The 16,025-nt window shown below is 55.3% G+C and carries 13 protein-coding genes; 9 read left to right on the top strand and 4 right to left on the bottom strand.

Going from position 1 to position 16,025, the window contains the following annotated elements; genetic code table 11:
- Window positions 1–355: 355 nt before the first annotated feature.
- Both ampG and M2416_RS05935 read right to left on the bottom strand, forming a co-directional pair.
- Window positions 356–1,831, bottom strand: coding sequence for a muropeptide MFS transporter AmpG (gene ampG, locus M2416_RS05940; RefSeq protein ID WP_259222645.1), 1,476 nt, complete (start codon window positions 1,829–1,831; stop codon window positions 356–358).
- 45 nt (window positions 1,832–1,876) lie between these two features.
- Entirely contained in the window at window positions 1,877–2,455 is a 579-nt protein-coding gene (locus M2416_RS05935; protein WP_123706769.1) for a lipoprotein, read from the bottom strand.
- A gap of 303 nt (window positions 2,456–2,758) precedes the next feature.
- Here M2416_RS05935 and bolA point away from each other — a divergent pair, with 303 nt between their 5' ends.
- The 9 genes from bolA to M2416_RS05890 all read left to right on the top strand — a co-directional run bounded on the left by bolA (window position 2,759) and on the right by M2416_RS05890 (window position 13,236).
- Window positions 2,759–3,076, top strand: coding sequence for a transcriptional regulator BolA (bolA, locus tag M2416_RS05930; protein WP_041144317.1), 318 nt, complete (start codon window positions 2,759–2,761; stop codon window positions 3,074–3,076).
- 344 nt (window positions 3,077–3,420) lie between these two features.
- Entirely contained in the window at window positions 3,421–4,719 is a 1,299-nt protein-coding gene (gene tig, locus M2416_RS05925) for a trigger factor (protein ID WP_041144318.1), read from the top strand.
- A 359-nt stretch (window positions 4,720–5,078) separates the two neighbouring features.
- Complete coding sequence (clpP, locus tag M2416_RS05920) at window positions 5,079–5,702, top strand: ATP-dependent Clp endopeptidase proteolytic subunit ClpP (RefSeq protein WP_003021624.1); 624 nt, start codon at window positions 5,079–5,081, stop codon at window positions 5,700–5,702.
- A 132-nt stretch (window positions 5,703–5,834) separates the two neighbouring features.
- Window positions 5,835–7,109, top strand: coding sequence for an ATP-dependent protease ATP-binding subunit ClpX (gene clpX / locus M2416_RS05915; protein WP_041144319.1), 1,275 nt, complete (start codon window positions 5,835–5,837; stop codon window positions 7,107–7,109).
- 184 nt (window positions 7,110–7,293) lie between these two features.
- On the top strand, window positions 7,294–9,648 hold the full coding sequence (gene lon / locus M2416_RS05910; RefSeq protein ID WP_076944672.1) for an endopeptidase La: 2,355 nt from the start codon (window positions 7,294–7,296) through the stop codon (window positions 9,646–9,648).
- Window positions 9,649–9,855: 207 nt separating this feature from the next.
- A complete protein-coding gene (hupB, locus tag M2416_RS05905) occupies window positions 9,856–10,128 on the top strand; it encodes a nucleoid-associated protein HU-beta (protein ID WP_002444653.1) in 273 nt (90 codons plus the stop codon).
- A gap of 213 nt (window positions 10,129–10,341) precedes the next feature.
- Window positions 10,342–12,216 (top strand): peptidylprolyl isomerase, encoded by a 1,875-nt coding sequence (ppiD, locus tag M2416_RS05900; RefSeq protein ID WP_076944673.1) that lies wholly within the window; start codon window positions 10,342–10,344, stop codon window positions 12,214–12,216.
- A 148-nt stretch (window positions 12,217–12,364) separates the two neighbouring features.
- Entirely contained in the window at window positions 12,365–12,727 is a 363-nt protein-coding gene (locus M2416_RS05895; RefSeq protein ID WP_259222641.1) for a ComEA family DNA-binding protein, read from the top strand.
- A 110-nt stretch (window positions 12,728–12,837) separates the two neighbouring features.
- Window positions 12,838–13,236 (top strand): YbgC/FadM family acyl-CoA thioesterase, encoded by a 399-nt coding sequence (locus M2416_RS05890; protein ID WP_041144323.1) that lies wholly within the window; start codon window positions 12,838–12,840, stop codon window positions 13,234–13,236.
- 101 nt (window positions 13,237–13,337) lie between these two features.
- Here M2416_RS05890 and queC read toward each other — a convergent pair whose 3' ends face one another.
- Window positions 13,338–14,033, bottom strand: a complete 696-nt coding sequence (queC, locus tag M2416_RS05885) for a 7-cyano-7-deazaguanine synthase QueC (protein ID WP_041144324.1) — start codon at window positions 14,031–14,033, stop codon at window positions 13,338–13,340.
- 66 nt (window positions 14,034–14,099) lie between these two features.
- A complete protein-coding gene (locus M2416_RS05880) occupies window positions 14,100–15,800 on the bottom strand; it encodes an SgrR family transcriptional regulator (RefSeq protein WP_259222638.1) in 1,701 nt (566 codons plus the stop codon).
- Window positions 15,801–16,025: the final 225 nt, after the last annotated feature.

The raw sequence follows: 16,025 nt of genomic DNA, 5'->3' as shown, positions 1-16,025 counted from the left end.
GCCTGATTTGCGCTGGATCTATAACGAAAGGGATAAGAATGAAGTTGCTTATGGGGTAATGAGTATAACCATCGAGAAAATAGCACAACTAATTAACATTTAATTATCAAATAAAAGACATCGACGGCGAGAGGAAATAAACGGCCTTTGCTGAATCGTTTAAATTATTTAATGAATTGAATAAAAGTTGTCAATAATTTCCCAAAATGTAAAGCGCACAAAACAACAAATGAAAAAAGGAAAATATAAAATCGTTAATAAGCCGTTATAATTACGTTTAGTGATTAAAACGGCTTATTCCCGCCGTCGACAGACGCGGGCCCAGGCGCGCTGGGCCCCGCAGAACGCGTCAACCCTAAGCCAGCTCTGTTTTGCGCAGGGCCAGATAGTCCAGCAGGCTGCCGAGCAAAATGCCGCCAATGGCGGTCAGCGCCGCAATCTCCAGCAGGCCGGTTAAGAAGGAGAACGCGGTGTAATTGAGGGCGTTCAGCACCAGCAGCAGCAGCCAGACCGCCAGCATGGCGCAGCCGATAGTCAACACTATCAGGGCCAGGGAATAGGCCTGCCGATAGTGCGTGCGCGGCATAAACGTCTCCGTGCGCTGGGTATGTTCCAGGGTACGCCGACAAATAAGCAGCAGCACGATGCCGGGAACGGCCGCCACGACCGAGAAGAGATAAAACGTCGGCCAGCCGTGGGCTTCAACAAACCAGCCGGCAATCGGCCCGACGTACACGCGCCCGACGGCAGAGAGCGCCGACAGCAGCGCAAACTGGGTGGCGGAGAACGATTTATTGCACAGCGTCATTAATAGCGCGACAAACGCCGCGGTCCCCATCCCGCCGCACAGGTTTTCAAAAAATACCGCCGTGGCCATCGAGTAGATATGCTTATCGGTAATTGACAGCAGCCAGTAGCCGGCGTTGGAGACCCCCTGCAGCAGGCCGAAAATCAGCAGGGCGCGAAACAGGGTCAGGCGCTGCATCAATATGCCGCCATACAGGGCGCCGACGATCGTGGCAAACAGCCCCAGCGTTTTATTCACCATTCCCACCTCACCGGCGTCAAAACCGACGCCGCGGATCAGAAAAGTGGTCGTCAGGCTCATCGCGAAAGCGTCGCCGAGCTTATAAAGGACGATTAACAGCAGGATCAGCCAGGCGTTGTTGCGGCCGAAGAAATCGCGAAGCGGTTCCGCGACGGCCTGCTCAAGGCTTTTCGGTACCGGGATCGCGTCGCTGGGTTCCGGCGCCAGCAGGGTGGCGATAATGCACGGAACCAGCAGCGCGGCCATCAGCCAGTACATGCCCTGCCAGCCGAGCCAGCGGTCGGCCAGCCACAGCGCCAGTCCGCCGGAAACCAGCATGCCCAGGCGGTAGCCCAGCACGCTAACCGCGGCGCCGGCTCCGCGCTCCTCGGCGGCCAGAATGTCGGTTTTCCACGCGTCGAAGACGATATCCTGCGATGCAGAACAGAAGGCAATAACCACCGCCAGCGCCGCCATCCAGCGCAGCTGCGTCGAGGGTTCAAGGAAGCCCATGGCCGCGATGGCGATAAGCAGCAGAAACTGCGTCAGCAGCAGCCAGCCGCGGCGCCTGCCGAGAAACGGCGGCGTGTAGCGGTCCATCACCGGTGACCACAGGAACTTGAAGACGTAGGCCTGGCCGACAAGCGAAAAGAAACCGATGGTTTTCAGATCGATATTCTCGACGGTCATCCACGCCTGCAGCGTGCCGGAGGTGAGGGCGAGAGGCAAACCGGAAGCAAAGCCAAGGATCAGCAAAATAGCTGATTTAGGCTGCTGAAAAATACGTAAATAGTGACTGGACATGGGCCTGTAGCACGAACCCGACCGCTGGCCGGGTTCGTGGTTTTATTAACGCGCGTTTTGCTTGATGAAGTCGTGGATGCTGGTGTCCTGCGCCATGTCGGCGATAGTGTCGGTCAGAACGCTGTTCACCGCATTGGCAATATTCTTATTGGTAGCCTGGAATGCGCCTTCCACGGAATAGCTGGCGCGGTAGTTTTTGGTCATCTTCGTGCCGTTCGCCGCGGTGGCGATGATGGCGATATCCGCCTTGGTGGCGATGTTGTAACGCACGTTGCCCTGGGAAACGTCGGCGTACAGTTTATTCACGATGATTTGCAGATCGACGGCGCCGTTCGGCCCAATCATATAGCCGCGGGCGGTCATCTGTTTCTCCAGCACTTCCTGCAGCAGGAAGCGGAGATCGCGGGAGGCGGTCAGGGTGACCTGCTGATTATCGCGGGTCACTTTGGCCAGGGCCTGGTCCGGACGCTGATCGGCGCCGTTAATGCTGACGGTAACGCCCATCAGGCTTGGGTCCTGCTGAGGCAGGGACATTTTCGGCGAGACATCAATAGTGGTCGGCGGTGTGGCACATCCTGCCAGCATAAACATTGCGACCAGCGGGAAAAGAATTTTCTTAAACATGTTCAGGGGTCTCAAGGCATGGTGTTGTTATGAGGAAAATTGCCGTCATCATAACATCGCCAACGGCGAGGGGAAGTGGCAACGTATGTAAATTCATCGCGCTGTGCGTTTTCTGGCCGTCTTCCCATTTTTATGGCAATCCGCACGGACATTACGCCAGGCAGAGTCAGTAAACTTGATACTTTTGAATGAAAATATCAGAGAAATGCTAATTTTTTGTTGTTTTCCGGTAATGGAAACGGTAAAAGCGGCTAACATTTAAAAGGAATGGCGGCATCTCAGCGTTGTCGGAGGAGAAAATTCATGATGATACGTGAACAGATCGAAGCAAAACTTAGGGCAGCGTTCGACCCCGTGTATCTCGAAGTCGTGGATGAAAGTTATCGCCACAATGTTCCCGCGGGCTCCGAAAGTCATTTTAAAGTGGTGCTGGTGAGCGATCGTTTCACCGGCGAGCGTTTTCTCAGCCGTCACCGTATGATTTACGGTACGTTGACCGAGGAGCTGTCTGGCCCCGTGCACGCGCTGGCGCTGCATACCTATACGATTAAAGAGTGGGAAGGACTCCAGGACACCGTCTTTGCCTCCCCTGCCTGTCGCGGGGCCGGAAGCATCGCGTAGAAATCCTATTTGCAACCGCCGGAGCTTTTCCAGTATGTTGCGTGAAGATTTACCAGAAAACGGCCTACGGGCCGTTTTATTTTGCCTGGAAAATGTGCGCTATGGACACTTTTACAGGTAAATTTGCACGAGAAATGTGAAAAATGCCGCAGCAGTGGGCGACAACCGTTCTCGACTCACAAAAGTGATGCCGCTATAATGCCGCGTCTTATATGAATGTCTTCGGGATGATTCTGACGACAGGGAATGTGTTTCTGAAGTGAAGAGGGCATCCCGGTTCTGCGAAGCAACCTACACGCGCTTCCAGAGTTGACCGAGCACTGTGATTTTTTTGAGGTAACAAGATGCAAGTTTCAGTTGAAACCACTCAGGGCCTTGGGCGCCGTGTAACGATTACTATCGCTGCTGACAGCATCGAGAATGCTGTCAAAAGCGAGCTGGTCAACGTAGCGAAAAAAGTTCGCATTGACGGCTTCCGCAAGGGTAAAGTGCCGATGAATGTTGTCGCTCAGCGTTATGGCGCATCCGTTCGCCAGGACGTGCTGGGTGACCTGATGAGCCGTCACTTCGTTGACGCCATCATCAAAGAGAAAATCAATCCGGCTGGCGCACCGAACTATGTTCCGGGCGAATACAAGCTGGGTGAAGACTTCACCTACGCGGTAGAATTCGAAGTTTATCCGGAAGTTGAGCTGCAGGGTCTGGACGCGATCGAAGTTGAAAAACCGGTTGTTGAAGTGACCGAAGCTGACGTCGACACCATGCTGGACACCCTGCGTAAGCAGCAGGCGAACTGGAAAGACAAAGACGGCGCTGTTGATGCAGAAGACCGCGTAACCATCGACTTCAGCGGTTCTGTTGACGGCGAAGAGTTCGAAGGCGGCAAAGCGTCTGACTTCGTACTGGCGATGGGCCAGGGTCGTATGATCCCGGGCTTTGAAGACGGTATCAAAGGCCACAAAGCTGGCGAAGAGTTCACTATCGAAGTGACCTTCCCGGAAGAGTACCACGCAGAAACTCTGAAAGGTAAAGCGGCTAAGTTCGTTATTAACCTGAAGAAAGTTGAAGAGCGTGAGCTGCCGGAACTGACTGCAGAATTCATCAAACGTTTCGGCGTTGAAGATGGTTCCGTAGAAGGTCTGCGCGCTGAAGTGCGTAAAAACATGGATCGCGAGCTGAAAGGCGCCGTGCGTAACCGCGTGAAGACTCAGGCTATCGAAGGTCTGGTGAAGGCTAACGAAATCGACGTTCCTGCGGCACTGATCGACAGCGAAATCGACGTTCTGCGTCGTCAGGCTGCTCAGCGCTTTGGTGGTAACGAAAACCAGGCTCTGGAACTGCCGCGTGAGCTGTTCGAAGAGCAGGCTAAACGCCGCGTTGTTGTTGGCCTGCTGCTGGGCGAAGTGATTCGTACCAACGAGCTGAAAGCGGACGAAGACCGCGTGAAAGGCCTGATCGAAGAGATGGCTTCTGCTTACGAAGATCCGACTGAAGTTGTTGAGTTCTACAGCAAAAACAACGAACTGATGGACAACATGCGTAACGTAGCTCTCGAAGAGCAGGCTGTTGAAGCGGTACTGGCGAAAGCTAAAGTTTCCGAGAAAGCGACCTCCTTCAGCGAGCTGATGAACCAGCAGGCGTAATTTCGCCCGGCGGTTTAAGGTTCGAGCAAAACCCGTTGCCGAGAGGCTGCGGGTTTTTTTTTAGAACAATGATGGCGTTAGGACGAGTGCGAAAAGCCGATTTCAGTGATAGCGTTACGACAAAAGATTGTTATGCTTGAATTATGGCGACAACGCCCCCATTACCGGGGAACGTAACTGCACGCGTGAAATCATGCATAATGACGAAGCGTGTCTGGCCGCCATCATTGAGGACGCAGGAATTCAGCTTAAGCAGCGGTAATTCGAATGATGACGGGCAGAAGACTCTGGCTGATAATCCGTCCATAAGGTTACAATCAGTGCAGCAGGTTTATTCAAAATTAATCCAGGAGACGGAAATGTCATACAGTGGCGAACGAGATAACTTTGCACCCCATATGGCCCTGGTGCCGATGGTCATCGAACAGACCTCGCGCGGTGAACGTTCTTTTGATATCTATTCCCGTCTGCTCAAGGAGCGCGTCATTTTTCTGACCGGCCAGGTGGAAGACCACATGGCGAACCTGATCGTGGCGCAGATGCTTTTTCTGGAAGCAGAAAACCCGGAAAAAGACATTTACCTGTACATTAACTCTCCGGGCGGGGTGATTACCGCCGGGATGTCAATTTATGACACCATGCAGTTCATCAAGCCTGACGTGAGCACCATTTGTATGGGCCAGGCGGCGTCCATGGGCGCGTTCCTGCTGACCGCAGGGGCGAAAGGCAAGCGTTTCTGCCTGCCGAATTCCCGCGTGATGATCCACCAGCCGCTGGGCGGCTATCAGGGTCAGGCAACGGATATCGAAATTCACGCCCGTGAAATCCTGAAAGTGAAGGGGCGCATGAATGAACTGATGGCACACCATACGGGTCAATCCCTTGAGCAGATTGAGCGCGACACCGAGCGTGACCGCTTCCTGTCTGCATCAGAAGCGGTGGAATACGGCCTGGTCGATTCCATTTTGACCCATCGTAATTGATGCCCCTGGCGCAAGGGTGCCGCTATACTTGTCTGAAGTAGGGCGGCACAACGCTTACCAGCGGCTTGCGCCTGAGAATGGCATTTGCGTCGTCGTGTGCGGCACAAAGAACTTAATAAGAGGTTTGGACTCATGACAGATAAACGCAAAGATGGATCGGGCAAATTGTTGTATTGCTCTTTTTGCGGCAAAAGCCAGCATGAAGTGCGTAAGCTGATCGCCGGGCCATCCGTGTATATCTGCGACGAATGCGTTGATTTATGTAACGACATCATTCGCGAAGAGATTAAAGAAGTGGCGCCGCATCGCGAGCGCAGTGCACTGCCGACTCCGCACGAGATTCGCCACCATCTTGACGATTACGTTATCGGCCAGGAACCGGCGAAAAAAGTGCTGGCAGTTGCGGTATACAACCACTACAAGCGCCTGCGCAATGGCGATACCAGCAACGGCGTAGAGCTGGGTAAAAGCAACATTCTGCTGATTGGGCCGACGGGCTCCGGTAAGACTCTGCTGGCGGAAACGCTGGCTCGCCTGCTGGATGTACCGTTCACCATGGCTGACGCCACCACCCTGACCGAAGCCGGTTATGTGGGTGAGGACGTCGAGAACATCATTCAGAAACTGCTGCAGAAATGCGACTACGACGTGCAGAAAGCGCAGCGCGGCATCGTTTATATCGATGAAATCGACAAAATTTCCCGTAAATCGGATAACCCGTCGATTACCCGTGATGTTTCTGGTGAAGGCGTGCAGCAGGCGCTGCTGAAGCTCATCGAAGGCACCATCGCCGCCGTTCCGCCTCAGGGCGGGCGCAAGCATCCGCAGCAGGAGTTCTTGCAGGTTGATACCTCCAAGATTCTGTTTATCTGCGGCGGTGCGTTTGCCGGCCTGGATAAAGTGATTTCTCATCGCGTAGAGACCGGTTCCGGAATTGGTTTCGGCGCGACGGTAAAAGCGAAATCCGACAAGGCCAGCGAAGGCGAGCTGCTCTCTCAGGTTGAGCCGGAAGATCTGATCAAGTTTGGTCTGATCCCCGAGTTTATCGGCCGTCTGCCGGTGGTGGCGACCCTCAACGAGCTGAGCGAAGACGCGCTGATTCAAATCCTGAAAGAGCCGAAAAACGCCCTGACCAAGCAGTATCAGGCGCTGTTCAATCTGGAAGGTGCTGAGCTGGAGTTCCGTGATGAAGCGCTGGACGCTATCGCCAAAAAAGCGATGGCGCGTAAAACCGGCGCCCGCGGCCTGCGTTCTATCGTAGAAGCGGCGCTGCTCGATACCATGTACGATCTTCCTTCGATGGAAGACGTCGAAAAAGTGGTTATCGACGCCTCGGTTATCGACGGACAAAGCAAGCCGCTGCTGATTTACGGGAAACCGGAAGCGCAGCAGGCGTCTGGTGAATAATTAGCCAACTCGCTCAAGCAGTTAACCAAAAAGGGGGGATTTTATCTCCCCTTTTGTTTTTCCTGCATTCCTGCCGTTGAATGTGTGGATTACATCCCCATATACTGGATTACATATTAACGGCGACGCGATCAAGAGTCGTGCCGCCGGCTACCTGGCGGACTTTAAACTAAGAGAGAGCTCTATGAATCCTGAGCGTTCTGAACGCATTGAAATCCCCGTATTGCCATTGCGCGATGTGGTGGTTTATCCGCACATGGTCATACCCCTGTTTGTAGGGCGGGAAAAATCTATCCGTTGTCTTGAAGCGGCTATGGACCATGATAAAAAAATCATGCTGGTTGCGCAGAAAGAAGCTTCAACGGATGAGCCGGGTGTAAATGATCTTTTCACCGTCGGGACCGTGGCGTCAATTTTACAGATGCTGAAGCTGCCTGATGGCACGGTAAAAGTGCTGGTTGAAGGCCTGCAGCGGGCGCGTATTTCCGCGTTATCCGACGACGGCGAGCATTTTTCAGCGAAAGCGGAGTACCTCGAATCGCCTGCTATTGAAGAGCGCGAGCAGGAAGTCCTGGTTCGCACGGCTATCGGTCAGTTTGAAGGCTACATCAAGCTGAACAAAAAAATCCCACCAGAAGTGCTGACGTCGCTGAATAGCATCGACGATCCCGCGCGTCTGGCGGACACCATCGCGGCGCACATGCCGCTGAAGCTGGCGGACAAACAGTCCGTGCTGGAGATGTCAGACGTTAACGAACGTCTGGAGTATCTGATGGCGATGATGGAGTCAGAAATCGATCTGCTGCAGGTTGAGAAGCGCATTCGCAACCGCGTTAAAAAGCAGATGGAAAAGTCCCAGCGTGAGTACTATCTGAATGAGCAGATGAAGGCCATCCAGAAAGAGCTCGGCGAGATGGACGACGCCCCGGATGAAAACGAAGCGTTGAAGCGTAAAATCGACGCGGCGAAAATGCCGAAAGAGGCGAAAGAAAAAACCGAAGCGGAACTGCAAAAGCTGAAGATGATGTCGCCGATGTCGGCGGAAGCCACCGTCGTGCGCGGCTACATCGACTGGATGGTGCAGGTACCGTGGAGCGCCCGCAGCAAGGTCAAAAAAGATCTGCGCCAGGCTCAGGAGATCCTCGATACCGACCACTACGGTCTGGAACGCGTGAAGGATCGCATCCTTGAGTACCTCGCAGTGCAGAGCCGCGTGAACAAGCTCAAAGGGCCGATCCTGTGCCTGGTTGGGCCGCCGGGGGTGGGTAAAACCTCTCTGGGTCAATCCATCGCCAAAGCTACCGGACGTAAATACGTGCGGATGGCGCTGGGCGGCGTGCGTGATGAAGCGGAAATCCGCGGTCACCGCCGGACCTACATCGGCTCAATGCCGGGTAAACTGATCCAGAAAATGGCGAAAGTGGGGGTTAAAAACCCGCTGTTCCTGCTCGATGAGATCGACAAAATGTCCTCCGACATGCGCGGCGATCCGGCGTCAGCTCTGCTGGAAGTGCTGGATCCTGAACAGAACGTGACCTTTAACGATCACTATCTGGAAGTGGACTACGATCTGAGCGACGTGATGTTTGTGGCGACCTCTAACTCCATGAATATCCCGGCGCCGTTGCTGGACCGTATGGAAGTGATTCGTCTCTCCGGCTATACCGAAGATGAAAAGCTGAACATCGCTAAACAGCATCTACTGTCGAAGCAAATCGAGCGTAACGCGCTGAAAAAAGGCGAGTTGACCGTTGAAGACAGCGCGATCGTTGGCATTATTCGCTATTACACCCGTGAAGCGGGCGTGCGTGGCCTGGAGCGTGAAATCTCCAAACTGTGCCGTAAGGCGGTTAAACAGCTGCTGCTGGATAAATCACTCAAGCACATCACTATCAACGGCGATAACCTGCACGACTTCCTCGGCGTTCAGCGCTTTGACTACGGTCGTGCGGATAGCGAAAACCGCGTAGGTCAGGTGACCGGCCTGGCGTGGACGGAAGTGGGCGGCGATCTGCTGACCATCGAAACCGCCTGCGTTCCGGGTAAAGGCAAGCTCACCTACACCGGTTCGCTCGGTGAAGTGATGCAGGAGTCCATTCAGGCTGCGCTGACCGTGGTGCGCTCTCGTGCGGATAAGCTGGGTATTAACTCAGATTTCTACGAAAAACGTGATATCCACGTCCACGTACCGGAAGGGGCAACGCCGAAAGATGGCCCAAGCGCCGGTATTGCGATGTGTACCGCGCTGGTATCCTGTCTGACGGGCAATCCGGTACGCGCCGATGTCGCTATGACCGGGGAAATTACCCTGCGCGGCCAGGTGCTGCCAATCGGTGGTCTGAAGGAAAAACTGCTGGCGGCGCACCGCGGCGGCATTAAGACTGTTCTGATTCCTGATGAAAACAAGCGTGACCTTGAAGAAATTCCAGATAACGTTATCGCCGATTTGGATATCCATCCGGTGAAACGAATCGAAGAAGTTCTGGCACTTGCGCTGCAGAATGAGCCGTTCGGCATGCAGGTCGTCACGGCGAAATAGTGATTTCGCGCAAATTGCGCTAAGAAAAGTAGGGCTGGTAAGTAAATTCGTGCTTGCCAGCCTTTTTTTGTGTAGCTAACTTAGATCGCTGGCAGGGGGTCATCTACAACTCTGTTGTAAGGGCATGACAGTCCTGATATAACTGCTGCGCGGTCGCACCACGAAGGATTCTGGTGCGATATAAATTATAAAGAGAGGAAGAGAACAGTGAACAAATCTCAACTGATTGACAAAATTGCTGCGGGTGCGGACATTTCTAAAGCTGCAGCCGGACGTGCGTTAGATGCTTTAATTGCTTCTGTTACTGAATCTCTGCAGGCTGGGGATGACGTTGCGCTGGTAGGTTTTGGTACTTTTGCTGTTAAAGAGCGTGCTGCCCGTACCGGTCGCAACCCGCAAACAGGTAAAGAAATTACTATTGCCGCTGCTAAAGTTCCGGGTTTCCGTGCTGGTAAAGCGCTGAAAGACGCGGTCAACTGATCGGCTTCCCGTCAGGGAATTTGACGAAGTACAAGGGCGCATCGAGAGATGTGCCTTTTTTATTTGTCCAGAAAGCGACTTTATGTGTGTTTGCGGACACTTGTGGGCTGACAATCACCCCATTTTGTTGTCAAAATAGGTCCTCACGCGCGGCGGCCATCACGTGCTATGCTGCGCGAGCTAAAGTCATCTACAGCGGAGCGTTGTTACACCATGATGGACAACCTACGCACGGCCGCCAACAGCGTCGTGCTCAAGATTATTTTCGGTATCATCATTGTCTCGTTCATTTTGACCGGGGTGAGTGGTTACCTGATTGGCGGCAGCAGCAATTATGCCGCGAAAGTTAATGACCAGGAAATTGGTCGCTCACAGTTTGAAAATGCCGTTGCCAGCGAACGTAATCGCATGCAGCAGCAGCTCGGCGACCAGTTCTCTGAACTGGCAGCCAACGAAAACTACATGAAAACCATGCGCCAGCAGGTGCTGAACCGCCTGATCGACGAATCGCTGCTTGACCAGTACGCGCGTGAACTCGGCCTCAGCGTCAGCGATGCCCAGGTGAAGCAGGCCATCTTCCAGACCCAGGCCTTCCAGTCTAACGGTAAATTTGATAACGAACGTTTTGGCGGCATCGTTAATCAGATGGGTATGACCACCGACCAGTACGCTCAGGCATTGCGCAACCAGCTGACGACTCAGCAGCTGATTAACGCCGTTGCCGGCACCGACTTCATGCTGCCGGGTGAATCCGACCAGCTGGCGGCGCTGGTTTCTCAGCAGCGGGTGGTGCGTGAAGCAACGATCGACGTCAACGCGCTGGCGGCGAAGCAGACGGTGACCGACGCGGAAGTTGAGGCCTACTATCAGCAGAACCAGGCGCGCTTCATGGCGCCGGAGCAGTTCCGCGTGAGCTACATCAAAATGGATGCAGCGAGCATGCAGGAGAACGCTTCTGACGCGGAAATTCAGTCCTGGTATGACCAGCATCAGGATCAGTTCACTCAGCCGCAGCGTAACCGCTACAGCGTGATTCAGACCAGGACCGAAGCTGACGCGCAGGCCGTGCTCGACGAACTGAAAAAAGGCGCCGATTTCGCGACGCTGGCGAAAGAAAAATCTACCGACATTATCTCTGCCCGCAACGGCGGCGACATGGGCTGGCTGGAAGATGCGGCAACGGTTCCCGAGTTGAAAGAGGCCGGGCTGAAAGAAAAAGGCCAGCTCTCCGGGGTGATCAAATCTTCCGTCGGTTTCCTCGTCGTACGCCTGGTTGACGTTCAGCCTGCGCAGGTGAAACCGCTGGCCGACGTGCGCGCGGATATCGCCGCGAAGGTGAAGCAGGAAAAAGCCCTCGATGCGTACTACGCGCTGCAGCAGAAGGTGAGTGATGCCGCCAGCAACGATAACGAATCTCTGGCCGGCGCAGCGCAGGTCGCAGACGTTAAGGTTGTTGAAACCGGCTGGTTCGGACACGACAACCTGCCGGAGGAGCTGAACTTTAAGCCGGTCTCCGACGCTATCTTTAACGGTGGTCTGGTGGGCGAAAACGGCGCACCGGGCAGCAACTCCGATATCATCACCGTTGATGGCGATCGCGCCTTTGTTGTACGCATTAGCGAACATAAAGCGCAGGCCGTTAAACCGCTGGCGGAAGTCAAAGCGCAGGTGACGGATATCATTAAGCACACCAAAGCCGAGCAGCAGGCGAAGCTTGATGCGGACAAACTGCTGGCTGCCCTGAAAGACGGCAAAGGCGATGACGCGATGAAGGCCGCAGGCTTAAGCTTCGGCGCGGCGCAGACGCTGGCGCGTACCGGACAGGATCCGCTGAGCCAGGCCGCATTCGCTCTGCCGCTGCCGCAGCAGGGTAAAGCAAGCTACGGCGTGGGCAGCGATGCCAACGGTAACGTGGTCCTGCTGGCTCTGGATGCCGTTAAAGCAGGCGACATGCCGGCTGAGCAGAAACAGGCCATGGTGCAGGGTATTACGCAAAACAATGCGCAGATTGCTTTCGAAGCGCTGATGAGCAGCCTGCGTAAATCAGCGAAAATTAAGCTCGGCGATATCATCGACCAGCAGCAGTAATTTCGCGCATACTCGCAAAAGCAAGTAACGTCATGCAATCCCTAAAGGCCGCTTTCGCGGCCTTTTCCATTTCAGGCATTCGCCTTTTGTCCTCCTTTCCTCCGCTCGCTATCGTGGCTCTGCTGTCTACAAAAAAGGAGAACACAGCATGAAACCAAGAGTGAAAGCGATCGTAGTTGCCGCGGCATTACTTTGCGCTGCGGGAAGCCCGATGGCGCTGGGGGCACCTGCCGAGGGCAAGTCGTCGCTGTCGACAGGTAAGGAGAGCGCGCGGGCTAAAGCGCCCGACTCTGCCAAAGTGGGGGAGTCGGGGACGGCGAAGGTCAGCATCAATAGCGCCAGCGCGCAGGACCTGATGGAGGCGCTGAATGGCGTAGGCCTGAAGAAAGCGCAGGGAATTGTGAGCTATCGCGAAGAGTTTGGGCCGTTTAAGACCATCGACGATCTCAAGCAGGTTCCCGGAATGGGTCATGCGCTGGTAGAGCGCAACCTGGCGCACCTCACCCTGTAATTTTGCGCCGGGGGTTTGCAGCAGCGTAAATCTTTGCCAGACTAAAGAGGTCACACAGGTGGTGTGACCTCTTACCTCATTAACGATAATAAGACAAAGGCACTTGCGCTATGCAGACACAAATTAAAGTTCGCGGCTATCACCTGGACGTTTATCAGCACGTTAATAATGCCCGCTATCTCGAGTTCCTCGAGGAGGCGCGCTGGGATGGCCTGGAAAACAGCGCGGCGTTCCACTGGATGACCGCCCGCAATATCGCGTTCGTGGTGGTGAACATCAATATTAACTATCGCCGTCCGGCGGTCCTTGGCGACGTGTTAACCGTCACCAGCCACCTGCAGCAGCTGAACGGCAAAAGCGGCACCTTAAGCCAGACGGTAACCCTGAATCCCGAAGGGGAAGTGGTCGCCGATGCGATGATTACATTTGTCTGTATCGATTTGAAAACTCAGAAGGCGCTGCCGCTGGACGGTGAGCTGCGCGAGAAGCTCGAGCAGATGGAGCTGTAGCGGAAAGGGCAAGCGCCCATGTCTCCCGCTATGCTCCACCGATACTATGGCGCGCTAACCCCGCTTAGCAAAGCGCGGGCGCGGGAAGCGCCCGGCGATGCTTAGCGTAAGCCCGTTTTTTGCTTCATCAGGGCCATGATGCCGACCTTATCGGCCTGGTACTGATTCAGGCCGTTGGCACGCAGGTTACAGGAGGCGCACTGCCCGCAGCCGTCACCCTTAATGCCGTTATAGCAGGTCAGGGTTTCGCTACGAATCAGCTCCAGCTGGCCCCAGTAGTCGGCCAGCGCCCAGGTCTCAGCCTTGTTGAGCCACATCAGCGGCGTTTCAAAGCGGATATCTTTTGCCATGCCCAGATTAACGGCATGGTTAAGGGCCTTCACGAACTCGTCCCGGCAGTCGGGATAGCCGGAGAAGTCGGTTTCGCAAACGCCGGTGATGATCGCCTCTGCTTTAACCTGATAAGCGTAGATCGCCGTCAGGGTTAAAAAGAGGATATTACGCCCGGGAACGAAGGTATTCGGAATACCGCTGGCGTCCGGTTCGTAGTCCGGAACCGGAATGCTATCGCGGGTCAGGCTGCTCACCGCAAGTTCGTTAAGTAGGGTGACGTCGAGCACCTTATGGGCCACGGCGCCCAGCTTTAGCGCCAGCTCGCGAGCGACGTCGATCTCTGCGCGGTGGCGCTGTCCATAGTCAAAAGTGACGCAGTGCACTTCATCATACTGTTTCAGAGCCTGCACCAGACAGGTCGTTGAATCTTGTCCTCCGCTGAAGACAACTACGGCGCGTTTCATGGTCATTCCTGGCTATTAAAATGAAAGCCGTATGGTAGCGCTTGATGGGCGCGGCGACCAGCTTCATCACGGCGATGAGGCTGGCAGCCAGGCGCTGGCGAAATCAAACCAGCCGCGCGCGTTAAGGCGCAGGCCGTTAACCCCCGGCGGGGCGCTAATGCGATAATTATAATTGAACAGCGGCGTCATGATGGCGTCGTCCATCAACCTGTTGAATACGTTGCGCAAAGCATCGTTGCGGCTGCGCTCATCCGGCTGCGTTTGGACCGCATCAAGCGTGGCCTGCAGATGAGCATACTGCGCCCCGGTCAGCAAATTTGGCCACATGGCGTCGCAGCGTAACCACTGCTCAAGGGTATATTCCGGCGCCTCGCCGATCAGGCGATCGCCCATAATCAAATCCGCCTGCGCCAGTGCCTGGCAGCCGTCCCAGTTTTTGGCATCGTGAAAAATAAGCGTCAGGCGACAGCCGAGCTCGCTTAGCCGCTGCCGTAGCTGTTCGGCCATGGTATGCAGCTCAACCGGCAGATGGTAGAGCAGGGTAAGCCGCTCGGGCAGCGGCACCTGCCGATCTTCAGGCTCCTGCGGAATTGACCATCCGGGCAGCACTTCGTTGCTGGGAGTAATCAGATCTTCGTCGAGCGGCAGCGTTTCCAGCAGCGAAGAGCGGTGAATAAGCGCGACCAGCCGCTGGGCCTGAGCTTTGCTTAGACGAGGGCTCTGGCGCAGCGTCAGGTAGCAAAAGCCCAGGCTAATGCTATTGCTGACCTGACGAAGATGGGCCAGCTCGTCGGCATCGCCAATCGTTATCTGCACCGGATGACGGCAGCTGGTACCTAAATCCTGCTCGAAAAGCTGCGGGGTTATCCAGTATTCGACGGCCTGGATGAGCGGATGATTCAGATGATAGCGGGGATGATTCTCCAGCCGCACCAGCTCGGGGCTCAACAGCTTGAGGCGAAACGGGCCACTGCCGATCGTCGGATCGTCCGGATGCGCGAGGACGCTGCAGTAGCTGGCAAGGCGAAACGGCAGCCAGTAGTCCGGACGATGCAGCGTAATGGTCAGACGCTGGGCGTGGGTAACATCAATCCGGCTGATGCTGGCGAAGAGCGTACGCAGCGCCGGGATCGTGAGCAGCATCAGCAGACGCTGGCGTAGCTGAGGCGTCTCTATCGGGTCGCCGTTGTGCCAGAACAGCGTCGAGCGGATGTAAAAATGCCAGCGCAAGCCGTCTGCCGAGACCTGCCAGTGGTGGGCCAGATCCCCCATCGGACAGGTGCTTTGCGCATCAAAACGCAGCAGGCCGGAAAAGATCTGCCCGGCGAGGTGCTGCTCCGCCCGGCCGGGTAAAAAGCCGGGCCGCAGCGGTTCGAGCGGGCGATAGTAGGGGATGCGCAGGGTCGGCGTATTGTTCTGCCACTGACCGCCGAGGAACGGCGACAGCAGCGCTTTAAGATCGACCGGCGCCAGCTGGGCCAGCTCGAGCGCGTTTTTCTGCTGCCCGCTATTGAGCGCCAGCTCCATCATCTCATTACGCAGCATCTCAGGCGAAGTGTGAAAAAGAAGAGTGCCGCGCTTGCCGCGACCGGAACTGGCCTGCCAGCTCAGCCAGCCGGCCTCCTGCGCCTGGCGTAACAGCGTGCGGATATGACGTTCGCTGCAAAAACAGCGCTCAGCCAGATCGCCCACGGTAACCTGCTGCGGAGCGCCGGAAGAAGGCAGCCAGAGGCGCTGGTACTGGTTCAGCCTGTTCAGTAATCTCATATACACTTCATCCTTCAACCTGCCTCTGCGTTGGCCGCGCTTGCTCACCCCAGTCACTTACTGGAGTAAGCTCCCGGGGATTCGCGCACTTGCCGCCTTGATGCAGGTCGAATGATTTTGTGTATATTCACGTCACCTGGCAAGGCTGTCTCTGTGTTGCTTGTGTTGCTTGTGTTGCTTGTGTTGCTTGCGTTGGCCGCGCTTGCTCACCCCAGTCACTTACTT

This window comes from Klebsiella sp. BIGb0132 (genome assembly GCF_024810075.1).
Classification (GTDB): domain Bacteria; phylum Pseudomonadota; class Gammaproteobacteria; order Enterobacterales; family Enterobacteriaceae; genus Klebsiella; species Klebsiella terrigena.
The sequence above is the reverse complement of the archived record's forward strand: the minus strand, read 5'-3'. Positions and strand labels throughout refer to the sequence as shown.